This window comes from Martelella sp. AD-3 (genome assembly GCF_001578105.1).
In the GTDB taxonomy this organism is placed as follows: domain Bacteria; phylum Pseudomonadota; class Alphaproteobacteria; order Rhizobiales; family Rhizobiaceae; genus Martelella.
Map to the genome: position 1 here is coordinate 3,894,190 of NZ_CP014275.1, position 24,230 is coordinate 3,918,419.

Annotated in this window: 21 protein-coding genes; 14 read left to right on the forward strand and 7 right to left on the reverse strand. The window is 63.0% G+C overall.

Translation table 11 applies throughout. The features are described 5' to 3' along the window. Window positions 1–146: 146 nt before the first annotated feature. Both AZF01_RS17905 and AZF01_RS17910 read right to left on the reverse strand, forming a co-directional pair. Window positions 147–1,151, reverse strand: coding sequence for a transketolase family protein (locus AZF01_RS17905; RefSeq protein WP_024706359.1), 1,005 nt, complete (start codon window positions 1,149–1,151; stop codon window positions 147–149). Between the two features lie 12 nt (window positions 1,152–1,163). Continuing rightward, a complete protein-coding gene (locus tag AZF01_RS17910) occupies window positions 1,164–2,090 on the reverse strand; it encodes a thiamine pyrophosphate-dependent enzyme (RefSeq protein ID WP_024706358.1) in 927 nt (308 codons plus the stop codon). 138 nt (window positions 2,091–2,228) lie between these two features. Here AZF01_RS17910 and AZF01_RS17915 point away from each other — a divergent pair, with 138 nt between their 5' ends. Next, window positions 2,229–3,284, forward strand: coding sequence for an alcohol dehydrogenase catalytic domain-containing protein (locus AZF01_RS17915; protein WP_036235674.1), 1,056 nt, complete (start codon window positions 2,229–2,231; stop codon window positions 3,282–3,284). Window positions 3,285–3,291: 7 nt separating this feature from the next. Beyond that, on the forward strand, window positions 3,292–5,553 hold the full coding sequence (locus AZF01_RS17920) for a molybdopterin-dependent oxidoreductase (protein WP_024706356.1): 2,262 nt from the start codon (window positions 3,292–3,294) through the stop codon (window positions 5,551–5,553). A gap of 34 nt (window positions 5,554–5,587) precedes the next feature. On the opposite strand, the gene AZF01_RS17925 is transcribed toward AZF01_RS17920, so the two are convergent. From AZF01_RS17925 to AZF01_RS17940, 4 genes are all read right to left on the reverse strand, one after another. After that, a complete protein-coding gene (locus tag AZF01_RS17925; RefSeq protein ID WP_024706355.1) occupies window positions 5,588–6,562 on the reverse strand; it encodes an ABC transporter permease in 975 nt (324 codons plus the stop codon). Continuing rightward, window positions 6,562–7,539, reverse strand: a complete 978-nt coding sequence (locus AZF01_RS17930; RefSeq protein WP_036235671.1) for an ABC transporter permease — start codon at window positions 7,537–7,539, stop codon at window positions 6,562–6,564. The genes AZF01_RS17925 and AZF01_RS17930 overlap by 1 nt, the downstream gene beginning before the upstream one ends. After that, the gene (locus AZF01_RS17935) at window positions 7,532–9,052 is read right to left on the reverse strand and encodes a sugar ABC transporter ATP-binding protein (RefSeq protein WP_024706353.1); all 1,521 of its coding nucleotides are present in this window, start codon (window positions 9,050–9,052) and stop codon (window positions 7,532–7,534) included. The genes AZF01_RS17930 and AZF01_RS17935 overlap by 8 nt, the downstream gene beginning before the upstream one ends. A gap of 89 nt (window positions 9,053–9,141) precedes the next feature. Continuing rightward, window positions 9,142–10,119 carry a sugar ABC transporter substrate-binding protein gene (locus AZF01_RS17940; protein ID WP_024706352.1) on the reverse strand — a complete coding sequence of 326 codons (978 nt, stop codon included), beginning with the start codon at window positions 10,117–10,119 and terminating at the stop codon, window positions 9,142–9,144. A gap of 110 nt (window positions 10,120–10,229) precedes the next feature. Between AZF01_RS17940 and AZF01_RS17945 the strand changes: the two genes are divergently transcribed. The 6 genes from AZF01_RS17945 (at window position 10,230) to AZF01_RS17970 (ending at window position 17,167) form a co-directional block, all read left to right on the forward strand. Then, on the forward strand, window positions 10,230–11,747 hold the full coding sequence (locus AZF01_RS17945) for an FGGY-family carbohydrate kinase (protein ID WP_024706351.1): 1,518 nt from the start codon (window positions 10,230–10,232) through the stop codon (window positions 11,745–11,747). Next, window positions 11,744–12,802: an alcohol dehydrogenase catalytic domain-containing protein gene (locus AZF01_RS17950; RefSeq protein WP_024706350.1), complete on the forward strand. Its 1,059-nt coding sequence runs from the start codon at window positions 11,744–11,746 to the stop codon at window positions 12,800–12,802. The genes AZF01_RS17945 and AZF01_RS17950 overlap by 4 nt, the downstream gene beginning before the upstream one ends. After that, window positions 12,802–13,467, forward strand: coding sequence for a class II aldolase/adducin family protein (locus AZF01_RS17955; RefSeq protein WP_024706349.1), 666 nt, complete (start codon window positions 12,802–12,804; stop codon window positions 13,465–13,467). The genes AZF01_RS17950 and AZF01_RS17955 overlap by 1 nt, the downstream gene beginning before the upstream one ends. A 3-nt stretch (window positions 13,468–13,470) precedes the next feature. Beyond that, window positions 13,471–14,451: a sugar-binding transcriptional regulator gene (locus AZF01_RS17960; RefSeq protein ID WP_024706348.1), complete on the forward strand. Its 981-nt coding sequence runs from the start codon at window positions 13,471–13,473 to the stop codon at window positions 14,449–14,451. Between the two features lie 590 nt (window positions 14,452–15,041). Further along, the gene (locus tag AZF01_RS17965) at window positions 15,042–16,553 is read left to right on the forward strand and encodes an NAD(P)/FAD-dependent oxidoreductase (protein ID WP_024706347.1); all 1,512 of its coding nucleotides are present in this window, start codon (window positions 15,042–15,044) and stop codon (window positions 16,551–16,553) included. Next, the gene (locus AZF01_RS17970) at window positions 16,550–17,167 is read left to right on the forward strand and encodes a CDP-alcohol phosphatidyltransferase family protein (protein WP_024706346.1); all 618 of its coding nucleotides are present in this window, start codon (window positions 16,550–16,552) and stop codon (window positions 17,165–17,167) included. The genes AZF01_RS17965 and AZF01_RS17970 overlap by 4 nt, the downstream gene beginning before the upstream one ends. A gap of 53 nt (window positions 17,168–17,220) precedes the next feature. Here AZF01_RS17970 and AZF01_RS17975 read toward each other — a convergent pair whose 3' ends face one another. Then, entirely contained in the window at window positions 17,221–17,826 is a 606-nt protein-coding gene (locus AZF01_RS17975) for an RNA polymerase sigma factor (RefSeq protein ID WP_036235667.1), read from the reverse strand. A 294-nt stretch (window positions 17,827–18,120) separates the two neighbouring features. Between AZF01_RS17975 and AZF01_RS17980 the strand changes: the two genes are divergently transcribed. From AZF01_RS17980 to AZF01_RS18005, 6 genes are all read left to right on the forward strand, one after another. Next, entirely contained in the window at window positions 18,121–18,888 is a 768-nt protein-coding gene (locus AZF01_RS17980) for a TVP38/TMEM64 family protein (protein ID WP_051423958.1), read from the forward strand. 95 nt (window positions 18,889–18,983) lie between these two features. Beyond that, window positions 18,984–19,244 (forward strand): zf-HC2 domain-containing protein, encoded by a 261-nt coding sequence (locus AZF01_RS17985; RefSeq protein WP_244435491.1) that lies wholly within the window; start codon window positions 18,984–18,986, stop codon window positions 19,242–19,244. A gap of 80 nt (window positions 19,245–19,324) precedes the next feature. Then, window positions 19,325–20,554 (forward strand): ABC transporter substrate-binding protein, encoded by a 1,230-nt coding sequence (locus AZF01_RS17990; RefSeq protein ID WP_024706342.1) that lies wholly within the window; start codon window positions 19,325–19,327, stop codon window positions 20,552–20,554. Between the two features lie 45 nt (window positions 20,555–20,599). Next, on the forward strand, window positions 20,600–22,282 hold the full coding sequence (locus tag AZF01_RS17995; RefSeq protein ID WP_024706341.1) for an ABC transporter permease: 1,683 nt from the start codon (window positions 20,600–20,602) through the stop codon (window positions 22,280–22,282). 2 nt (window positions 22,283–22,284) lie between these two features. Further along, window positions 22,285–22,956 carry an ATP-binding cassette domain-containing protein gene (locus tag AZF01_RS18000; RefSeq protein WP_024706340.1) on the forward strand — a complete coding sequence of 224 codons (672 nt, stop codon included), beginning with the start codon at window positions 22,285–22,287 and terminating at the stop codon, window positions 22,954–22,956. Further along, window positions 22,949–24,064 (forward strand): FAD-dependent oxidoreductase, encoded by a 1,116-nt coding sequence (locus AZF01_RS18005; protein ID WP_024706339.1) that lies wholly within the window; start codon window positions 22,949–22,951, stop codon window positions 24,062–24,064. Before AZF01_RS18000 ends, AZF01_RS18005 begins: the two co-directional genes overlap by 8 nt. The last annotated feature ends 166 nt before the right edge of the window (window positions 24,065–24,230 follow it).

The window sequence follows — 24,230 nt, forward strand, 5'->3', positions numbered from 1 at the left end:
CATTTTCGCGGACGCCGGACGTTTCCATCCGACTGCGAACGAGCCTAGCGCGTCGGCCCGAAAATCGGAATCGCTTTTCGGAAAGCACGATGCGTAGATTCAAGAGGTAGAGCGTCCTTTGTGCGTCCGAAAGGACGCACGGCGCTCTAAAGCGCTTCCGCCTTGACCAGCGAGTGGACATCCTCGACGCGGGCCGAATCCAGATCACTTTCGTCGATGCCGAAGCTTTCGCCCACAAGCTCCTCGACGCCGCGCACCAGCGCCAGCGCATCAAGGCCATAATAGCGCATCAGATAGCTGCGCGAGCCGCCATGCGCATACGTGTCTTTCAGGCCCAGGCGGATCAGCCGCTTGCCGACGCCGGCGTCCGCCATGGTCTCGGCGACCAGCGAGCCGATGCCACCCTCCGTCACATGGTTTTCCAGCGTGATCACCCCGTGGCGCACCGAGCCGACATGATCGAGCAGCGCCTTGGCGTCAAACGGCTTGATCGTGTGGAGATGAAGATGGCGGATCGAAAGGCCCGCATTCTTCAGCGCCGAGCGCGCGCGCATCGCCTCTTCCGTGGTAATGCCGGCGGTGACCACCAGAACATCGTCGCCATCGCTCAGTTCGCGCATCTCGCCCACCTTGATGGGCGTGTCGAACAGGCGCGGCACGGAACCGCGCAGCACCCGGCACCAGACGGGACCGTCAATGCTGTCGGCGGCCTCGCAGATGCTTTCCACCTCGGTCGCATCGCCGGTTTCGAGGATGGTCATGTTCGGGATCGACCGCATCACCGAAATATCCTCGATCGACTGATGGGTCATGCCGCCGGGCGTGGTGACGCCGGGCAGGAATCCCATCAGCCGCACCTTGCGGCGGGGATAGGCGACCGAGGCCATCAACTGATCATACGGCCGGCGATACATGAAGACGCCGAAGGTGTGTATGAAGGGCCTGAAGCCGGCAAGCCCCAGCCCGCCCGCAAAGCTCATCATGTTCTGTTCCGCCATGCCGAGCGAGAGGAACTGATCGGGATGCCGGTCGCGAAACCCGTCCACTTCGCATGACGAGGTCAGATCCGCCGAAAGGCACAGAATATCGGGATTGCCTGCAGCAAATTTTTCAAATGCCGCCGCATAGGGGCGCGATACCATTTCTACCATTGTCCCGTCTCCTCAGTGGGCGTAGTCGATCGGTTCGATGCCAAGGTCTTTGGCAATCGACACATTCATGCGCTGGCGCTCGTCTTCGGATTTGAACCGCACGTAATGCAGCCGCGGAAAACGCTCCTCCAGGATCGGCATGGCGTTGAACGGGTTTGTCCGCGCCAGGATGATCAGCGGCTTGCCCGAATGCGGTTCCTTCACCGCCTCGCGCATCGCGTCGACATCATGCCCGTCGATTTCCACGCAGACGGCGCCGAAATCGTTGAACTTCGTCCTGATATCGCCGACATCCATGACCGAGCTCATCGCCCCGTCGCATTGCTGGTCGTTGACGTCCATGATCGCATAGAGATTGTCGATGCCGTGATAGGCCGCCGCCTGAACAGCCTCCCAGGTCTGCCCCTCCTGCACTTCGCCGTCGGACATGAACACCCAGGTACGCCCGGTATCGCCGCGCCTTCTGCGACCGTAAGCCAGCCCCGCCGCCGTTGAAAGGCCGATGCCGAGCGTGCCGTTATGCACTTCCATGCCCGGCGAATGCTCCGCGCCGATCATCTCGACGGAGGAGCCGTCCTTGTTGAACATGGCAAGCCCCTCCGGCGCCATGCGGCCGACTTCGATCAGCGTGGCATAGGCCACCAGCGCATAATGGGCAGGCGCGATGAACAGCCGGTCGTATTCCGGCGTTGCCGGGCCGTTATAGCCCGCGCCCGTATGATAGTCGGGATTTTGCGCCGAGGGCACGCCTTCGAAGGGCTTCGGCACCATCGGCAGGGTCGGCGCGCCGAGCTTGAGCTCCTCGTTGTAAAGCCAGGCAAGCTGCTCGCCGGCCGAACAGGCCTGGCTGAGATAGCCGCCATTATTGCGGATCGAGTGTTCGAAAACGCGGCGGCGAATGCCGAGAGCGACCTCTTCGGTGGTCTTGGAATTTCTCACTGAGCTCCTCCTTCAAACTTTACAAAAGTCATTAATTCAGTCATTTGTAAAAATCAAGCGGTTTATGCGGGAGGGCTTTGCCCTTACATTCGCCGCCGCGCCGCACAGGAGAAAACGGCCTGCGAAAGGGAGGAAGGAATGAACACGATGAAAGCCGTCCGCTGCCATGGCTTCGGACATCGGCATCGGCTGGAAACCGGCATCGCCGTACCCAAGCCGAAGCCGGGCGAGGTGCTGGTCAGGGTCGATGCCAGCGGCATCTGCGCGGCGGACCGGGCAATGTGGGACGGTACGGGACCATGGTCGCTGCCCTTCCCCTTCACGCCCGGTCATGAGTTTACCGGGACGGTCGTGGAACTGGGAGAAGGCGCCGGCGAGCGGCACGATCTGAGCGTCGGCGATCGGGCCGTGGCAGAACTCAACATCACCTATGGCAATGACTTCTTCCGCCAGCGCGGCCTCTACCACCTCGCAGACAGGATGGACGTGATCGGCGCTACGCTTGACGGCGGCTGGGCGGAGTACATGATCTATCCGGCCGACGCCGTCATCCACAAGGTGCCCGAGAACCTCTCCAACGCGGCCGCCTGCTTTACCGAGCCGCTGGCAAACGCCATTCACGGCGTCGAGCGCGCCGATATCGGCTTCGAGGACGTCGTCGTGGTCTCGGGCGCCGGCCCGATCGGCATGGGCATGCTGCAGGCGGCCCGGCTGAAGACACCGCGCAAGCTCATCCTCGTCAATCCGGGCGCCGCCAAACGCAGGCTTGCCGAAAGGCTTGGGGCCGACATGGCTTTCCACCCGGATGACCCCGAGTTGAAGACGGCATTGGCGGATCTGACGGATGGACGGGGAGCCGATGTCTTTCTCGAAGCCTCCGGCCAGACTCAGGCCTTCACGCTGGGCCTGGAACTCCTGCGCAAGGCCGGCCGGCTTGTCGTCTTCGGCGTCTACAAGAAGCCGGTCGCCGTCGACCTCAATATTTTCGGGGAGTTCAAGGAGCTCGACATAAGAGGCGGGCATCTGGCCCCTTTCACCTATCGCACGGCGCTGGACTTGATGAGCCGGGGTCTTGTAGATGGAGACGCCTGCGTGACGCACCGCTATCCGCTGGACCGTTTCGAGGAAGCGCTTGAGCGACGACCGGAACCCGACGAGGTGCAGATCAAGATCATTCTCGACCCGCAAATGTGAGGTTCACATGCCCTATACGGCCGCCCATTGGGGAAGCTACCGCATCGACCGCGAAACCGGCACGCTTTTGCCTGTCGAGGGCGATCCGCAGCCCTCGCGGATCGGCAAGGGCTGGGCCAGCGCCTCACGCGACCGCAACAGCCGGGTCATGAAACCTGCCATCCGCAAGGGCTGGCTTGAAGGGGATGGCGGAGCGGGGCGCTCGGGCGACCGCTATGTCGAAGTCAGCTGGGACGAGGCGCTCCGTCATTGCGCGGGCGAGCTGACACGGGTGCGCGAAACGTATGGCAATGGCGCGATTTTCGGCGGCTCCTATGGCTGGTCGAGCGCCGGACGCTTTCACCATGCCCAAAGCCAGATGCGCCGTTTTCTCAATCTGGCCGGCGGCTTTGTCGGTGCGCGCGAAACCTATTCGCACGCTGCCGCCGAAGTGCTTTTTCCGCACATTATGGGGCTCTCCAACCGCGCCTTTCAGGATGAGGTGACGGCCATGCCTTCCGTCAGCGGGGCCTGCGAGTTGATACTCGCCTTTGGCGGCATTTCGCCCAGAACCGCGCAGGTCGCCTCCTCCGGCACGTCCCGCCACGAGGTCGCGCCCTGGCTTGAAAGCCTCGCGAAAGGAAAGACGCGTCTGATCTCGGTCTCGCCGCGTCGCGGCGACCTCGACAAGGCCGAATGGTGGGCGATCCGTCCGGGCACGGATACCGCGCTCATTCTGTCGCTCTGCCAAGAGATCATCGCCGCCGGACGGGCGAATGAAGACTTTCTCAAGCGCTGCGCCAGCGGCTATGAAACCTTTCGCGATTATCTTTCCGGCCAAAGCGACGGCGTGGTGAAGTCAGCCGGATGGGCGGCGGATATCTGCGATATTCCGGCCGACACGATCCGCAGGACCGCGCTGGAGCTGACCGAAAAACGCAGCCTGATCTCGATGACCTGGTCGATGCAGCGCGGCGACCACGGCGAACAGCCGATCTGGGCCGGGCTTGCGCTTGCCGCCATCATCGGCCAGATCGGCCTGCCGGGCGGCGGCTATGCCTTCGGCTATGGCTGCACCACGCCGGTCGGTCGCCCGACGCGGCTGATCCCCTGGCCGTCCCTGCCGCAGGGCATCAATCCGGTCAGCGATTTCATTCCCGTTGCCCGCATTGCCGACATGCTGCTCAATCCAGGGTCGGAGTATCCCTATAATGGCGAGACACGGACCTATCCGGATATCCGCCTCGTCTGGTGGACGGGCGGCAATCCGTTCCACCATCACCAGGATCTGAACCGCCTCGAAGAGGCCTGGCGACGCCCCGAAACGGTGATCGTCAACGAGCACAGCTGGACGGCAACGGCGCGCCGCGCCGATATCGTGCTGCCGGCAACGACGCCGCTGGAGCGCGATGACATCATGATGAACCGACGCGACCCGGCCCTGATCTACATGTCCGCGCTCGACGCGCCCATGGGCGATGCGATGGACGACCACGAGATTTTCGCCCGCCTTGCCGGGCGGATGGGCTTCGGCGAGGCCTTCACCAAAGGTAAAAGCTCTGCCGAATGGCTGGAGCACCTCTGGGAGCGCGCCGGGAAGGTGGCCGAGGCCCACGGCTTTGCACTGCCTAATTTCGAGACGTTCAAGGCGGAAGGCCGGTTTGATATTCCCGACGAGGAAGAGGTGCGGATCGCCCTGTCCGCCTTTGCCGCCGATCCGGAAGCCTCCCCGCTTGCCACCGAAAGCGGCCGGATCACCCTTTTCAACGAGAAGATTGCCGCCATGGGGCTTGCCGACTGCCCCGGCCACCCGACCTGGATGCCGCCGGTGGAATGGCTCGGCGCGGCGGAAGATGGCCTGCTGCAATTGATCTCCGGCCAGCCGGACACGCGGCTGCACTCACAGAATGATCGCGGTTCGGAATCGCTTGCCGACAAGGTGCAGGGCCGTGAGGCAGCCTACCTGCATCCCGATACGGCCAGCGCAAGAGGGCTGGAAGAAGGCGACATCATCCGCCTGTTCAACCAACGCGGAGCCTGCCTTGCCGGGCTTCGTTTCGATGACGGGCTCAGGCCCGACTGCATCTTCCTGCCGACAGGCGCCTGGTACGATCCGCAGATCGTCGACGGGTGCCTGCTGGAGGTCCATGGCAACCCCAATGCGCTCACCATTGACAAGGGTTGCTCGGCGCTTTCGCAGGGCAATATCGCCCACACCTGCCTCGTGCGGGTGGAAAAATGGGACCGCCCCCTGCCCGCGCTCTCGATCGACCTGCCGCCGCTCGCTTGAGGCTGGGCCCCGTCAAAGCGGGGCCGCCATTGCCTCAACTCTTGCGCATGTTGCGCTGGGCGACGGCCAGCGCCAGCGCCGCGACCAGAATGATGCCGGACAGCGCGTCCTTGGTGTTGAAGTTCAACCCCATCAGATTGAGCCCGTTGGTGACCACGCCGAGGAACAGCACGCCCGCTATTGTTCCCGGCACGTTGGGCCGTCCGCGTGGATGAAGCGCGGCGCCGATAAAAACGGCGGCAATCGCATCCAGCAGGTAGGCAAAACCCGAAAGCGGCGTGAACATGCGGATATTGGCCGCCGCAATCAACCCGCCGAAGGCGCAGGTCGCCGATGCCATGACGAAGCAGAAAAACAAAATCCGGTTGACCTTGATGCCGGCGACGACAGCCGCCGAACGCTGCATGCCCATGGCATGAATGCGCCGGCCCCAGACGGAACGCTCGAGAACAAAGAAATAGATCGCGGCCAGCACGAGCGCGATGATCACCTCGGAAGGGATGCCGAAGAGATCGCCGAGGGCAAGGCTGCGGAACTCGTCCGGCATCTGCCGGTAGGAGATGGGCCCGCCGCCATTGGTGAAGATGCGCTGCACCGAGGAACCGATGAAGAAGGTCCCGAGCGTCGCCAGAAACGGGCTGATGCGCAGGCCAACGACCAGCGCCGCGTTCAACAGCCCGACGAGAGCGCCGCCGGCAATGCCGATACAGGCCGCGCCGAACCACGGCATGCCGAAACTCTTCATCGCCACGATGGCAAAGGCCGCGCCGAAATCGAGCGCGATCCCGACGGACAGATCGATGCCGCCGGTCGCCACGATCAGCGTCATGCCGAGCGCGATGATCATCAGGATCGCCGAGCCCTCGATGATGTTCATCAGGTTCTGGCCCTGGACGAAAACCGGGTTCCAGGCGGCGAAAAACACGACGAAAAGGGCAAAGACGATCAAGAATCCGAAGCGGACAACGATGTCGCGCCAGACCGGCGTGCCTGCGGTTTCACTTGCCATTACTGCACCCTTTGCGAAATTGCCGACAGCGCCACGACCACGAGGATCAGCGCGCCCTTGACGAGGTCGGTCCAGAAGACATTGACGCCGATGGTTTTCAGGCCGATCGAGATCGCCGCCACCAGAACGGCGCCGAGCACGGCGCCCCACATGGTCACCACACGGCGGGGGGAAAAGGCAGCGCCCAGGAAGTTGGCCAGCACCATTTCCAGCATGAGATTGTTTTCCACGCCCGGCGAATAGCCATTGCCGCGCGCCAGGACGAAAAAGCCCGTCAGAAACCCCATGAAGGCTGCCAGCAGATAGGACTGGGCAACGAGACGGTCGACCTTGAGACCGGAGATTTCCGCCGCATCGCGGCTGCCGCCGGCCGCCTGAAGGTTGAGGCCCCAGCGAGTGCGGTGCAGGAGGTGATAGGCAACGAGCACAACGAAAGCGACGATCACGATGCCGAGCGGAATGCCGAAGACAAAATCCTCCCGCAACAGGCCGATATGACCGTCGGTCAGGTTAATGCGCCGCCGCGACGTCACCATGTTGTTGATGCCAACCAGCGCCACGAACATGGCAAGCGTGGTCAAGAGCGGCGTCATCCTGAGGCGCGTGATCAGAACGGCGTTGACCGCGCCAGCGGCAAGCGCTGCGGCAAGGGCTGCAAGCGATGCCGCCAGAAGCGACAGGCCCGAGGCCAGAAGAACTGCCGTGATGCCGGCGCAAAGAACGGCTGTCGCGGGGATCGAAAGATCGATCCCGCCCGACACGACATCATCTCCGCCGGCCATCACCACTGCGGAAAGGCCGGTCACCAGCAGGACCACTGGAAGGCTCTGCATCAGCACCAGCTTCAGGTTGAACAGGGTCATGAAGTTGGGCGCGTTGACCCCCACATAGGTCAGAAGCGCCAGAAAAATGATCAGCGGCAGAAAGCCGACAAGCTCCGCCATCAGCCGGTGGCGGGCGATGGATCTGCTAAGCATGGGTCGCCTCCCGTTCTTCGTCCGCGCCCGTGGTTGCGGCAACAAGGCGGTCGACCTGCAGCGCGTCGCGATCGATCGTCCGGCTGACCGCGCCGCGCATCATCACCGCAACGCGGTCGCAGACGCCGACGAGTTCCACCGGATCGGAAGAGGAAATGAGCACGACCGCGCCGGCCTCTGCCAGCCGTTCGATCAACTGGTAGATTTCCGCCTTTGCGCCGACATCGACGCCGACGGTCGGCTCATCGAAGATGAAGACCCGCGCATCCTTGGCAAGCCAGCGGGCAAGAACCACCTTCTGCTGGTTGCCGCCACTCAGGAAACGGGCGACGGCGGCGGGATTGGCCGGACGGATATCGAGTTCGCCGATCAGTTCCTCGGTCTTTGCCCTCGCCTTCTTCCTGTCGACGAGGCCGAAGGCAGCGTTTTCGTCGAGCGTCGACAGCGTCGCGTTTTCCTCAACCGTCATCGACAGCACCAACCCGTCATGACGGCGGTCGCGCGGCACCAGCACGAAGCCCTGCTCGACCGCCCGCGCCGCCGTTTTCAGCCTTACCGGCTTTCCATCAAGCGAGACCGCGCCCGACTCGGCGCGACGGAGCCCGTAAAGCGTATCGATCAGTTCCTCGCGGCCCGAGCCGATCAGGCCGGCAATGCCGAAGATTTCGCCGCGGCGGACAGCGAGGTTGACGCCCTCGAAGGAGTGGCCGTCACTCAGCCCGTCAACCTGAAGGGCGATCTCTCCGGGCGTGCGGTGATTGTCCGGGAAGAACGCCGAAAGCTCCCGCCCGATCATGGCGGAGACGAGCGCCGGCGCAATATCGTCGGACACGGTCTCGAACACCTCAACATCCCGCCCCTGGCGGAAGACGGTCACGCGGTCGCAGATATCGGTAATCTCGTTCAGATAATGCGAGACATAGAGGATTGCGATCCCCTGGCGCTTCAGCCTGGCAATCGCGTGCATCACCTTCAGCACCTCTTCGCTCGCAAGCGGGGCGGTCGGCTCGTCAAACACCACGACCTTGGCATGGCCGTCGATCAGCGCGCGGGCGACCTGCACCAGCTTGCGCTCGGCCGGACCGATATCGCGGATCAGCCGGTTTCCGGGCAGTTCGATGCCCAGCGTGTCGCGCAGGAACGCCTCGGCCCTGCGACGCATCGCGCCCCTGGCAAGGCCGAGCGGGCCGGAGATTTCCTGACCCATGAACACTGACTCGGTGACCGTGAAATGGGGCACCAGATGCAGTTCCTGGTGGATGAACCGGACGCCTGCGGCATGCACATTATCCGGGTTCGCCGGATCGAGCCTGTCGCCGCCGATCTCGATCTCTCCGCCTTCGGGCTGGTAGATACCTGCCAGAACCTTGATAATCGTCGATTTTCCCGCGCCGTTCTCGCCGACAAGGCCGTGAACCTCGCCAGGCCGGACTTCAAGACTGGCGCCGTCGAGCGCCTTCACGCCGGGAAAAATCTTGACGATGTCCTTCAGCCGAAACGCAATATCGGACATTTCGCCTCGCTTTTTATTGTTCTTTGCGCTGCCTTTTCGGGGGCGGTCGCCACACGTCCGCGGGCGACCGCACTGATCAAAAAAGCAGTCTAGTTCAGGCTGCCGTAACCCAGGTCCTCATAGGCCTGGCGTGCCTCCTCCGGGCCGTTCACCGGAACAACATCCACATAGGTCTGCGGCAGAAGCTCCTCGCCGGCGAAGTAGCGTGCGACGTTTTCAGCCGAGGTCGCCCCGATCAGATAGGGCTGCTGGGCCACATTGGCGACGAAGGGGCTTCCCTCCTCGGCCATGATTTCCAGCGTCTCGGGTCCGCCGTCCAGTGCGGTGACCTTGATCTCCGTGCGGCCGGTTTCCTCCAGCGCCTGCACGATGCCGATTGCGGGCTGGTCCCAGCAGCCGACATGGATCGCGTCGATCGTGCCTTCCGGATACTGGCTCAGGAGATCGAGCGTCTGGCGACGGGCATCTTCCGGCGCATTGGCGAATTCCTCAGCCAGTTCCGGCTGGATGATCTCGATTTCCGGATAGTCCTGCAGCACATATTTCCAAAGCCCCGTGCGGATGCCGCAAATGCGCAGCGATTCCTCGAAGGCGTTGAAGACGGCGACCTTGCCCTTGCCGCCGATCGCATCCGCCATGTAGCGGCCGATCGTCGTGCCCATCGAATAATTGTCGGACGTGGTGTTGTTGGTGGAATAGGGCGAGGGGTGATCGACGGTGAAGACGGGAATGCCGGCTTCCTTCAGCGCCTCGAACTTCGGCTCGACCGAGCCGTCGCCGAGGATCGAGATCACCGCATCGACGCCGCGGTTCAAAAGCACATCGTGGTTGTCGGCATGGACCTGGTTGTCGCGGCCGCCGTCGACGGGAACGACCGTGCCGCCAAGTTCCTCGACCGTCGTGGTGGCGCCATTGAAGGCCTCGCGGTCCCAGAAGTGCTGGGTCCCGACCACGGCCACGCCGATGGTCTTGCCTTCAAGCGACAGACCGTCTTCCTGGGCCGCAGCCGGAATGGCGTACAGTCCTGCAGCAGCGGCCATAAGAGCCGCAGCGACGATTTTATTCATATTCTCCTCCCTTGGAACTCCGTGACACCTCGGTGTCCATGGAACAAAAACAATTGGCTTTACAAAAGTCAAGAAATATTTCAATTGTAGAAATCTATGGAGGAGCATGCGTGACTGAACTGAGAATAGGACTGGATGTCGGCACGACCGCAATCAAGGTCGCCGCCTACACGCCGGAGGGCAAATGCGTGGCCGGCGCCGCCCGCGTCAACAAGGTATCGCGCCCCGCGCCGGGCCATGCCGAACAGGATATGGAAGCCATCTGGACGCTGACCGCGGAATGCCTCAGCGAATTGTCGGCGAAATGCGAGGGTGCTTCCTTTGCCGCGCTCGGGGTCTGCGCGCAGGGCGACGGTCTTTGGCTGATGGACGAAGCCGGCGCGCCCTGCGGCAACGCCATGCTGTGGAACGATACGCGGGCCTCCGCCGATCTTGAGACGCTGAATGGAAGAGGAGCGACGGGCGCCGTGGGGCTTGGCTGCCACACCGACCTGTGGCCCGGCACCTCAGCCATGCTGTGGCGCTGGCTGCGCAGAAACCGCCCGGAAACCGCCTTGCGCGCCAGGGCAGCCTTTACCTGCGCCGACTGGATAGGCTACCGGCTCACCGGCCAAATCGCGACCGATTTCTCCAATGCCTCCATCCCCCTTATCGATTTTGACACCCGCAGCTACGGCCCGCGCCAGATCGACCTGCTTGAATGCAATGATCTCGGCAGCATTCTAGCACGCCCCAGGCACGCTTCGGAACAACTCGGCAGGCTATCCGCCGAAGCCGGGCGAAGGACCGGCCTTCCGGAAGGGCTGCCGGTTTCGGTGGGCACACTCGATCTTGCCGCGATGATTGTCGGCATGGGTCTCGACCGCCCGGGCCAGACGATGATGATCCTGGGCACGACGGCCGTCGTGAACATTCTCACCGATCACGTGACCCCGACCGAAAAGCCGGTCGGCGCATCGGCGCTGCATCCGACAAGCGAGGCGATCATCCGTATTCTCGCGCCATCAACCGGTGCAGCCGCCTTCGACTGGTTCACCGCCCTTCACCCCAAGAGCCTCGGCGGCGAATCGACCGACGAGATTGCCGGCAAGCTCAATGCGCTTGTCGAGAATGTTCCCCCCGGCGCCAACGGCGTGACCTTCCTGCCCTATCTGAACGGCGAGCGCGCGCCCTTCGTCTCCCCTGACATCCGCGCGCAGTTCCACGGCCTGAGGGCAGACACGACCAAGGCCGAGATGGGCCGCGCCGTCATGGAAGGCACGGCGATGAGCCTGCGCCATTGTTTCGAGGCGGAAGACGGCTTGCCCCCGGCGCCGGTGCAACTGACCGGCGGCGGATCGAAAAACCCGGTCTGGTGCCAGATCATCGCCGATGTGATCGGCCAGGACATCGTGGTTTCGCCGGCCTCGGACCAGGGCTTGTGGGGCGCTGCCTGCCTGGGCGCCGCGGCTGCCGGCCTCGGCGACGCGATTGCCCTTTCGAGGCGCGAGGAGACTGCCGTCGTCTATCGCGCCCGCCCTGAAATCCACGCACGATATTCGACGGTCTACCGCCGCTACGCGCTGATCTCTTCAGCCATGCGCACCCTGCAGACCGCACTGAACAGCCTGAAGGAGGAGAATGCATGAACGCAATGATGAGAGCGGCCGTCTACCACGCGCTCGATGATATCCGGCTGGAAGACAGGCCCGTTCCCGAAATCGGCCCCGGCGAGGTTCTCCTGAAGACGCTGGCCTGCGGCCTCTGCGGCGGCGAGACGATGGCATGGTACAAGAAATCCCAGCCCAAGGTGCTCGGCCACGAACCGGTCGGCGAAGTGGTGAAGGTCGGCGACGGCGTCACCGACTACAAGCCCGGCGACCGGCTGTTCGTCAATCATCATGTCGGCCGGGTCAATTCCCACTGGTCGCTGCGCGGTCATTTCACCCGCGATCCGTTCTACTCCTCGATGAAGCTCGATCCGGGCGGGGTCTGCGAATATTACCGGGTCACGGCCCAGCATCTGGCCATGGACGCCCACAAGCTTCCCGACAGCATTTCCAACGAGGCGGCGACGACGATCGAACCCTGGTCCTGCGTGCTGTCGGGCCTGAAGGTCTGCAACATCCAGCCGGGCGATACGGTTGCCGTCGTCGGCGCCGGCTTCATGGGCCAGGGTTTCGTGCACATGGCGCCGCTTTTCGGCGCGGGCAAGGTCGTGTCGCTCGATTTCTCCGAGTGGCGGCTTGAAAAGGCGCGCTTTTTCGGCGCGACCCATACGATCAACCCGAAGACGGCCGATGCGGTTGCCGAGATGCGGGCGCTCAACAATGGCCGGCTCGCCGATACCGTGATCGTCATTGCCCCCTTCCCGTCCGCCTGGGATCAGGCGATGGCGCTGGTCGAACCCGGCGGTTGCCTGCATCTCGGCGCGCCGCTGCCGCCTGGAACCGACTGGGTGCAGGACGGCCACAAGGCCTATTTCGACCAGATCACCGTGACCTCGCGCTATTCCTCAGACCACCGCGACACCTACAGCTATATCCGCCTTCTGGAAGCCGGACGGATCAGGGCGGATGACGCGATCTCGCATCGGTTTGGCATTGAAGACAGCGCCGAGGCCTTTCGCATGCTGGTCGAGGCGGAAAAATCGCTGAAGATCGTCGTCTATCCCCACGGTATTCCCGGCAAGGAGGCTGCATAATGCTGGAAGAGCTGAAGCAGATCGTCTGCGAACAGAACCACGAACTGCCGGCAGCCGGCCTGGTGGTGGGCTCAGGCGGCAATGTGTCGGCGCGCGATCCGGAAACCGGGCTCGTCGTCATCAAACCGTCGGGCGTCAAGTTCGCCAAGCTGACGCCGGAGACCATGGTGGTGGTTGACCTTGACGGCAACATCGTCGACGGCGTGATGAAGCCGTCGGTCGACACCGGGGTCCATCTCTACATCTACCGTCATCGCGACGACGTCTTCGGCATCGCCCACACCCATTCGCCCTATGCCACGAGCTTTGCCGCGCGCGGCGAGCGGATACCCGCCGTGCTCACGCCGATCACGCATATGCTTGGTCGGGACGTTCCCTGTTCGCGCTATGCAACGCCGGGCGAGGTCGATACCGGGCGCGCGGTGATCGAGGCGGCTGAGGGCGGCTGGGCGGCGCTCGTCAAGGCGCACGGCGTGTTCACCATGGGCACGTCCGCCAAAGAGGCGACGGCCATCGCCATGTATCTGGAAGAGGCGGCGAAAACGACGCATTTTGCCCTGCTGCGCGGCGGCGTCGAAGAATTGTCTGCCGCCGAGCAAGCGCGCTGCTATAACTGGTTCCGCAAGAATTACGGCCAAACGGGAAACAAGGACGTCGGCAGCTAATCCATGAAACACGCGCAGCGTTACTATTCGGCCGGCGGCGAAAAGGATGCTCTCCTTTCCAATGTCGCCCTTCTCTATTACGGCGAGGGCCTGACGCAGGGCGAGATCGCCCGGCGGTTCAAGATTTCGCGGGCAACCGTCGTCAACATGCTGCGCGAGTGCCGCGAGAAGGGCATCGTCGAAATCCAGGTGGACGGCGCGCTTCTCGCGGCATCCACACTGTCGCGCGATCTCTGCTCCCGGTTCGGCCTGGAGGATGTGTATGTGGCCAGCGGCGAGGCCGCGCCGTCGAGCAGCGGAAGAGCCGAAAACCTGCCTCTGGTCGCGCGCGTCGCCGCCATGGCCGTGCTGGATATCGCCGAGGCCGGCGACAGGATCGGCGTTGCCTGGGGCGAGACGATCGCGGCGATGGCGAAGGCCATGCCGCGCGCGCCGATGAACGACATCGAGGTGTGCCAGCTGATCGGTTCGAAGGATTCAGACCGCGTTCCGGCATCCGAAATCTGCGCCATCGAGGTTGCCAACAAGCTCGACGCCGACTGTTTCACACTGCATGCGCCCGGGATCGTCTCGACCGTGGCGCTGGCCGAGGCCTTTCGCAGCGAACCCACGATCAGGACGCAGCTGGCCCGCCTCGCCGATCTCGATCTCACGATCGCCTCCGTGGGCAATGTCGCTGACGACACGCACCTCGTCACCGCCGGCATGGCGACGCCAGCGGCGCTGCGGGCAGCGCGGAAAGCCGGCAGCGTCGGCATCTATTGCTGCCGCTACATCGACGCCAAGGGCAACGACATGCCGCTTGAGCCCCAGGACCGCATCATCGCCGCAAGCATCGACAACCTCAAAGCCGCGCGCAAGCGGCTCCTCGTCGTCTGCGGCGCGGACCGCCTGCAGGCGACCCGCGCGGCGATCGAAGGCGGCCTCGTGACCCACCTCGTCGCCGACCAGACGCTCGCAAGCGCGCTTCTTGCGATGGAGTGAAGCCGGACGTCGCTGCGCGCCGACGAGAGGCGCTGGAGGCTTCGACGCCTCCATCTCCTCCGCTCATTCTCCCATCGTGCTCAGTCTCGAACCATGACGAGGCGGATGTCATCCTTTGTGCTGCCGTAGACGCGATCAGAGGCGCCAACACTGCCGGCGGCATAATCATAAGGTCGATCGTCATGGGCTGGTCCCGGCCAGTCCTGTAACCCTTCCCCGCCAGAACATGCAGCCAGAGCTAGATCGCAAACCTCTGGATGATCCGCGCGGCTGTCGCGAACCAGAAAGCGCAGGGTTTGCTGCATGTGATCGAGATTGGCGCGGTACGCAATCGAGCGGCTCTGCCGAGGCGATATCGCCCTCCTGTCCGTCAAATGGAGACATCTGACGTCCGCGAGAATACGTCAAGACAAGGAGATAGGGCGAGCCTGCGTTTCCATGAAGGACGGAAACGCTCTCGCATCGTGGTGGCTTTGCTGCGCCACAAGCACAGCCTTCAACCTTTTTCTCCCCGTTGCGTAACAGGTCCGGCGCTCGACAGTCTTCTGTGGAACAGGCTCAAACGGGCCGCGATTTCACGAGGCGACCGGATGGCAACGACAGATAACAAACCGAAAACCAACGCACAGCGGTGGAAACGGCCGAAGCGGTTTGACCGCAATCTCATCGTGATCGGCGCTGGTTCCGCAGGGCTCGTCTCGGCCTATATCGCCGCAGGCGCGAAAGCAAAGGTGACGCTGGTCGAGGCGAACAGGATGGGGGGCGATTGCCTCAACTTCGGCTGTGTGCCATCCAAGGCGCTGATCGGCAGTGCGAAGGCGGCGCATCGGATGCGCCACGCAGACCGCTATGGGCTCAGACCGGTCGAGCCGAATATCCCCTTTTCCGCCGTGATGGAGCGGGTGCACAAGGTTATTGCCGAAATCGAGCCGCATGACAGCATCGAACGCTATACCGCACTGGGCGTCGAGGTTCTGCAAGGCTATGCGAAGCTGATCGATCCCTGGACGGTGGAGATCGCGTTGAGCAGCGGCGAGACCCAACGCCTGACGACCCGCGCGATCGTCATCGCCACAGGCGCGCAACCCTTCGTGCCGCCGATCCCCGGCATTGAGGATGTCGGCTTTCTCACGTCAGACACGCTCTGGGATGGACTGCGCGATCGCCCCGAGGCGCCAAAGCGGCTGGTCGTGCTGGGCGGCGGGCCGATCGGCTGCGAACTGGCGCAAAGTTTTGCACGGCTCGGGTCAAAGGTCACACAGATCGAAATGGCTCCGCGCCTGATGATGCGCGAGGACGAGGACGCCTCCGGGCTCGTCGAGGCATCTCTCCGATCGGATGGCGTGAGGGTTCTGACGGGTCACAAGGCTGTCGCCTGCGGCGTGGAAGCGGGCGACAAATGGATCGAGGTCGAACACGATGGCGACAGACAGCGCATCGAATTCGATGACATGATCGCAGCCGTTGGCCGGTCGCCGCGGCTGAAAGGATTCGGCCTGGAAGAGCTCGGCATCAAGACGGACCGTGTCGTGGCGACCAATGCGTATCTGCAAACGCTTCACCCGAATATCCTCGCCGCCGGCGATGTCGCGGGGCCTTATCAGTTCACCCATGTCGCCGGGCATCAGGCCTGGTTTGCCACGATCAATGCGCTCTTTGGCGACATCAGGCGCTTCAGGGCCGACTACCGCGTCATTCCCTGGGCAACCTTCACCGACCCGGAGGTGGCGCGTGTCGGGCTGTCCGAAACCGAGGCGAGGGAGAAGAACATTCCCCACGAAGTGACGCGCTTCGGCAACGACGATCTCGACCGCGCAATCGCCGATGGTTCGCCAGGCGGCTTCGTCAAGGTGCTGACGGTTCCGGGCAAGGACAGGATTCTCGGTGCGACCATCGTCGGCGACCATGCCGGCGATCTGCTCGCGGAATTCGTTTTCGCCATGAAACACGGACACGGTCTGGGGAAAATCCTGGGGACGATCCATATCTATCCGACACGCGCCGAGGCAAACAAGATGGTTGCCGGCCAGTGGCGCCGCAACCATCTCAACGGCGTCCTCCTTTCGCTACTCGAAAGATTCCAGACATGGAGGCGCGGATGATCGACGCCCGGATCTTGCCGCTTCAGCGCGCTGTCCTTCAGCCGGTTGCCGGGCTTCTGGCGCGGCGCGGCCTACGCGCCGACGTGGTCAGCCTCACAGGTTTTCTCGCCGGCGTCGGCGCGTTCATCGGCCTTTGCTTCGGTGCATGGTCGCTGGCTCTCGCCCTTATTCTCTGCAACCGGGTCATGGACGGACTGGACGGCGCCGTGGCCCGCATCCAGGGCCCGACGGATCGCGGAGCCTATCTCGATATAGCGCTCGATATGGTGTTTTACGCCCTCATACCGCTGGGTTTTGCCGTTCAGGCTCCCGCTATCCATGCACTGCCGGCGGCTGTGCTGATCGTCTCCTTCGTCGGAACCGGCTCGTCCTTCCTCGCCTTTTCCGCAGTGGCCGCCAAGCGCGGCAGGGAGGCGCCGGAGTTTCCCACGAAGGGCATCTATTACGCGGGAGGATTGGCGGAAGGATTTGAGACAATCGCGATCTTCGTCGCAATGTGCCTGTTTCCCGGAAATTTTCCAGTGATCGCCTATGGTTTCGCAGCGCTCTGCGCGCTGACCACCGTGATCCGGTGGCGGCAGGGCTGGGTCGCCTTTTCCGGCGCCGTAAAATGAACGCGCAAAGGAAGGCGACGCCCAGCGAGCGGGCACGGTCATGTGCCCTGTTCTCAAGCTTCCTTGTTCAGACGGTCAAGGGCGTTGCGCAGCGTCACGCGCGCCCGGTGCAGCAAAACGCGCATGTTTCCCTCGCTGATGTCGAGCAGCGCACAGACCTCGGAAGGATCGAGCTCCTGTTGACCGCGCAGGATCAGCACCGCCCGCTGTGCCGGAGGCAGCGTCGCGATCACCGCCTCCACATGCTGCAGAATGCTCCTGCCTGCCACGTGGCGCTCGGGCGTCAGATCGTCCCAAAGCGCGGGCATTGTGCGCCAGCGCCCGCGTCCGTCAAAGGCATCGGCCAGCCCATCGCCGTCACCCTGGTCGTCAAACAGGACGACACGCCCCTCGCGCTTTGCACGGGTGCGGGCCTTGTTGATCAGGATGGTGAAAATCCAGCTCGCCAGCGAACTGCGACCCTCGAAGAGATCGATACGGTTGAGCACGGATACCCAGGTATCCTGAACCACCTCCTCCGCTGTCTGACGGGACTGGACCATCCCCGTGCAAAAGCGGATCATCGCCGCATTGTGCCGTCGGAACAGGCCTTCGAAGGCAACCTGGTTCCCTTCAACCAGCAACCGCGCCAAATGCTCGTCACTTTCCGTATTGCTCACAATCCCTCCGGCCGCCGTTTGCGTTCCATTAACAGAACAGACCTTCCGGAAGTCCAGAGCGTTTTGCGCCGATCAAGCCATCGTGACGCAACCCCGCTTCCGCTTCTCGGGAACTTGATTCAATCCCATGTTTGGAATGCGATATGGATCGAATGAACTGTCCAGCGTTCATGCACCATGACTACCCGAGCCGCACCTTCCGGCTCCTGTCGCGGCTCAGGAGAACAACGTTTCCGGATTGCGGGGCCGAGGCCGCCACGACCAGAGATCTCACCCATGACTGGATATTCAAAGATGTCTGATGATCATAACCAACCGCGCCCGCAAAAACCCAGCACAGCTTCGGGAACCCGCCTGTCGCGCTTCGCGCCTGTCGGCATTATTGTGCTGGGGCTGGCGCTCGGCTATGCCCTCGGCTTGCAGAATTATCTGAACCTTGGGTTTCTTGCCGAACAACGGCAGGTGTTGCGGGCCTATGTGGATGCCAATACGGCCTGGTCGGCGCTGATTTTTGTCAGCGTCTACATTGTCGCCGTCGCCTTTTCGTTTCCGGCAGCGTCGATCCTCACCATCTTCGGCGGATTCCTGTTCGGCTGGCTGGCGGGCGGGGCGCTCGTCGCAGTCGGCGCCACAATCGGCGCATCGATCCTCTTTCTGGCGACACGTTCGGCCTTTGGCAGCTTTTTGCAGCACCGGGTCGACGGGGTGGTCAGGAAACTCGCCGACGGCTTTCGTGAAAATGCATTCGGTTATCTGTTCGTCATCCGGCTCGCGCCGGTGTTTCCCTTCTTCGTGGTGAACATCGCCGCCGCCCTGTTCGATATCAGCCTCGGGCGCTTCGCCGCAGCAACCTTTTTCGGCATCCTGCCCGGCACCTTTGCCTATGCCTATCTCGGCCAGGGCGTCGACAGCGTGCTGGTCGCCGCGCAGGAGGCCGGACGCCAGGCGCAGATTTCCGATCTGGTGACACGGGACATCACGCTCGCGTTTTTTGCGCTGGCCGTAGTGGCGCTGATCCCGACGGTCGTCAGGCAGATCCGCCGACGCCGGAGCGGTTCCTGAACGGCGGGCGGCCGGAAAAGCGAAACCGACGGCAAAAAGACAATCCGGGCTGTAACGGATCATGGCCGCGCAAGTCCTGTCCATACAGACCACAGATGAGGATCTATCTGATGCTGCGATGCAGTGAAGTCGCCGAACGCGCCAGCCTTCTCATAGATGGCGAGCTCGGGCCGTGGCAGCGTTTTAACATGAAACTGCACCTCGCCATGTGCAGCGGCTGCCGCGCCTTTGTTGCGCAAATGCGGATCACGCGTGATCTCACGCGCATGGCAAGCGGTTCGGAAGAGCGGCACATCGACCCGGAGATACAGGCCGCACTCGCGCAAAAGCGGCCGGGCCGCGTCGGCAGGCTATGAGTGTGCGGACGGCCTGATCACTGAAGACGTGGGCGAGCGAACCGCCTCCGGCTGAACCGAAAAGGGGAGAACAGAACAGCATGCGTCTGATGAAAAAACTTCTGGCGGCCTCCGTCATCGCCGGGGCCAGCTGTCTGAAGGCAGCAGCGGCCGATCCCGACCTCGAGGACTGGCCGGCGATCGAGACGGCCGCTGCGGGCCAGACGGTTTACTTCAATGCCTGGGGCGGCTCGGAAAACATCAATGCCTATATCGAATGGGTGAGCGCGCAGATGCAAGAGCGCCATGATGTCACGGTCGTTCAGGTCAAGCTCGACGATACCGCGAGCGCCGTTTCCAAGGTGGTGGCGGAAAAGGCTGCCGGGAAAGATGAAAATGGCTCGGTCGATCTCATCTGGATCAATGGCGAGAATTTCGTCTCGATGAAGAAACAAGATCTGCTTCTCTCCCCCGGCTGGGCAACGTCGCTGCCCAACTGGCGTTACGTGGATGCCGAGAACCAGCCGACCATCCTCACGGATTTTACCGAGCCGACAGACGGGCTGGAAAGCCCATGGGGCGGGGCGAAGATGGTCTTCTTTTACGACAGTGCCCGTACGGACCCCGGTTCCTTGCCGGACAATGCCGCCCAGCTCCTCGACTGGGCGAAGCAACATCCGGGCCGCTTTTCCTATCCCGCTCCGCCGGACTTCATCGGCTCGTCTTTCCTCAAACAGGTCCTGAGCGAGTTGATCGACGATCCCTCGAAGCTCGACGATCCGGTAGATGAGAAAACCTTCGAACGTGACGTCGAGCCGCTTTTCGCCTATCTCGACCAGCTGCATGACGTGGCGTGGCGCTCTGGTCGTGCCTTTCCGCAAAACTATCCGGACATGAAGCAGAAGCTGGCTGACGGCGAACTGGATATCATCTTCGCCTTCAACCCGGCAGAAGCCTCGGCCGGCATCGAGGCGGGCGAATTGCCCGATACCGTGCGTTCCTTCATTTTTTCCGGCGGCACGCTGGGCAACACGCATTTCGTCGCCATCCCCTACAACGCCAATGCCCGGGAAGCTGCCCTGCTGACCGCCAATTTCCTGCTGTCTCCGGAAGCGCAATTGCGCAAGCAGGACCCGGCCTATTGGGGCGATCCCACCGTTCTTGCCATGGACAAACTGCCGGAGGAAAATCGCACTGCCTTCCAATCGCTCGATCTTGGCGTGGCGACCCTTCCGCCAGACCAGCTGGGACCGGTCATCGCCGAGCCCCATGCGAGCTGGATGGACAGGATCGAGACCGAGTGGCGCAGACGCTACGCAAGCGGCAACTGATCCGTGTCGGGCATTCAGGGCGCACAAGCTGAAACGGGACGATGGGTGGCGCGCCTCGCCGGAAGCGCGGTCGCGGTCACCCTCGCCCTTCTTGTGCTGCCCATAACCTTCGGATTGCTCGGGACATTGCTCCCCGCCTTCGGTTACCTGCCTGCACTCGGCGGCCACAGTTTCGGGCTCGATGCCTTCGCCAGCCTGTTTGCCGCGCCGGGGCTGATCGATGCGACGATACTGAGTTTCATGACCGGATTGGTCACGACGGCGCTTTCCCTCGCGGCTACCCTGCTTTTTATCGCAGGGTTTGCCGGAACGCCGACGCTGTCGCGTCTTCAGCATCTGCTTTCGCCGCTTCTTGCCGTGCCGCACGCGGCGGCAGCCTTCGGGCTCGCCTTCCTGATCGCCCCGTCGGGCTATCTGGTCCGGCTCGCGGCACCCGTTCTCGGCATCGCACGGCCGCCGGATATCCTGATCCCGCACGATCCCATGGGACTGGCGATGATCGCCGGATTGGTGCTCAAGGAAACACCCTTCCTGTTTCTCGTCACACTCGCCGCCTTGCCGCAGATCGATCTCGTCCCTGCCCGCAGACTGGCGGCCTCCTTCGGTTACGGGCGGATCGCCGGCTTCATCTACCTTCTGTGGCCCGCGCTCTACCGGCAGATCCGTTTTGCCGTCTATGCCGTCATCGCCTATTCCACATCGGTGGTGGACGTCGCGCTGATCCTCGGGCCCAACCTGCCCGGCACGCTCGCCACGCGTCTCGTGCAATGGATGAGCGACCCGGATCTCACCTTTCGTTTCATGGCGTCCGCCGGCGCCGTCGTTCAACTGGCGGTGACGCTTGCAGCGCTTGTCGTCTGGTACGCGCTGGAACGGTGTTGCGCCGCATTGCTTCGGCTCTCGCGGGATCGCGGTTGCCGCTTTGCGCGGGATGCGGCGCTGCGGCAATTCTCGGCGGTGGTCATCGGGATTCTCGGCTCCACCGTTTTTGCCGGTCTCATACTGCTCGCGGTCTGGTCGGTGGCCGGGCTATGGCAGTTCCCAGACCTTTTGCCGCGTGACTTTACCATCCGCAGCTGGACACGGGCGTTGCCGCGCATGATCGATCCGCTGATCACCACGCTTGTAACCGGCTTTTTCTCGACACTGATCGCCATCCTGCTGACGGTCGGCTGCCTCGAAAGGGAGAACCAGACTGGACGAACCGGCGGCGAACGGAGCCTGTTCGTTCTGTACCTGCCGCTGATCGTGCCGCAGATTACCTTCGTGTTCGGCCTGCAACTCCTCTTCATCGGCAGCGGCAGCCAGCATCGCTACGCCGCGCTGGTCCTGGTTCATCTCGTCTTCGTGCTGCCTTATGTGTTTCTCTCGCTCGCAGACCCCTGGCGGGCGCTCGACCGGCGCTATGAAATCATCGCCGCAGCGCTCGGGCGTTCTCGCCTCATCGTTCTGTTCACCATACGGTTGCCCATGCTGATCAGGCCGATCCTGACGGCATCGGCCGTCGGCTTTGCCGTTTCGGTCGGACAATACCTGCCAACGCTGCTCATCGGCGAGGGACGACTGCAGACCATCACCACGGAGGCCGTCGCGCTCGCTTCCGGCAACAATCGCCGCGTTATCGGCGTCTATGCCCTGCTGCAGACACTTCTGCCGCTGATCGCTTTTTCACTGGCCGCGTTTCTGCCCGCTCTCCTCCACCGGAACCGTCGGGACATGAGGGTTTGACCATGCGGCACGGCGATAACCGAAGCGGCCTTTCACTTTCCAACATCGTGATCCGTCTTGGCAGCGACACGCTGATCGATCTGTCAGCGCATGTTTCATCCGGCGAAGTGTTGACCGTGATGGGGCCTTCCGGCTCCGGCAAATCGACGTTGCTCTCTTTCATCGGCGGCTTTCTCGATCCGGTGTTCGAGACCGCGGGCGAAGTCACGATCGATGGCGTGGATCTGCTCGCCCTGCCGCCGGAAGCGCGACGGGCCGGCATCCTGTTCCAGGATCCGCTCCTCTTTCCGCACATGTCGGTCGGCGCCAATATCGCATTCGCGATTCCCGCCGACGTGAAAGACCGCCGCGCCCGGCGGCACATCGCAGCCTGTATTCTGGCCGAAATGGATCTTGCCGGTTTCGAAAAGCGAGACCCGGCAACGCTATCCGGCGGGCAGAAGGCCCGGGTCGCGCTTGCGCGCGTGCTCGTCTCGCGCCCGAGGCTGCTGCTGCTGGACGAGCCCTTTTCCAAGCTCGACACGGAATTGCGCGCCCAGATGCGCAGCCTCGTCTTTGCCAAGGTGCGCGATGCCGACCTTCCTGTCATTCTCGTGACCCATGACGAGGCTGATGCGAAAGCTGCGGGCGGCGTCGTCCATCGCATCGGCCCGGGAGGCCAGCCCCATGCCTGAGACCCGAGAAACGGAAAAGCCGGTTGTCCTGCTCGGTGGAGGCCATGCGCATGTCGAGGTTGTCCGCGCGCTTGGCGAACATGGTCATGGCCGGAAGATCGTGCTCGTGTCGCCCTCGCGCCATGCGCCCTATTCCGGCATGTTGCCCGGCTATATCGCGGGCCGGTACCGCTTCGAGGATTTTCATATCGACCTGGCCGCTCTGTGTGACCGCAATGACGTGACATTTCTGGAAACATCCGCGACCGGCATCGACCCCGGGCGCCGGAGCGTATCGCTCGCAAACGGACGGGTTGTCGGCTACGATCTGCTTTCGGTCGATATCGGTTCCGCGCCTTCGCTTCCGGCAGGTATTTCAGGCGGCATCCCGGTGAAGCCGATCGCGAGTTTTGCCGAGCGCCTGGCCCAGCTGGACGCCCTGGCCGAAGAACACGAGGGACCGTTCCGCCTCGCGATTGTCGGCCAGGGCGTCGCGGGGGTCGAGATGGCCTTCGCTCTTCGTGAGAGGTTCGCGCGCGGCCGGGTGCAGGTCACGCTTGCAGGCCGCGCGCTTCGCCCTGTTCCCGAGCGCAGCAAAAGAACACGAAAATTCGTGGAAACGGCACTGCAACAGGCTGGCATCGAACATTATTCCGGTTTCGATGTCGTCGCATTCGAAAACAGGGAACTCATCGCCGGCGATGGCAGGCGACTTCCGGTCGACGAGGCCGTCTGGACCACGTCGAGCGGCGCTCCGGCTTGGCTTCGCAAGACCGGTCTCCAACTGGATGCGGCCGGGTTCATCCGTGTGGATGCCGCGTTGCGTTCCGTCTCCCACGGCAATGTCTTCGCAGCCGGCGATGTCGCGTCGCTGCCCGACCCGCGGCCCAAGGCCGGCGTCTTCGCCGTTCGTCAGGGCCCGATCCTCGCGGACAACATCCGTCGCAGCCTGGAAGGTGAAGACTTGCTGCCCTTTCACCCCCAACGCGCGTGGCTGGCACTGATCTCGCTTTCCAACGGACGCGCCATTGCCGACAAGTGGGGGCTCTCGGTTTCGGGGCGTGGGGTTCAGGCCTGGAAGCACTGGAACGATACGCGATTTCTGAGAAAATATGCCTGTGATCCATAAGCTCTCGATTGCAAACGAACCAGCAAGCCCGATGGCTGGAACGTTGATACCGTGTCGCCTTGATCGGCGCCGGCGGCCTTGCTGAGAGCGGGTCGATGATTCCGAATTCCATTGCCGAGAAGATCAGCTTCGGCACATTCGACGATTGTCCGATCTTGCCGACCAT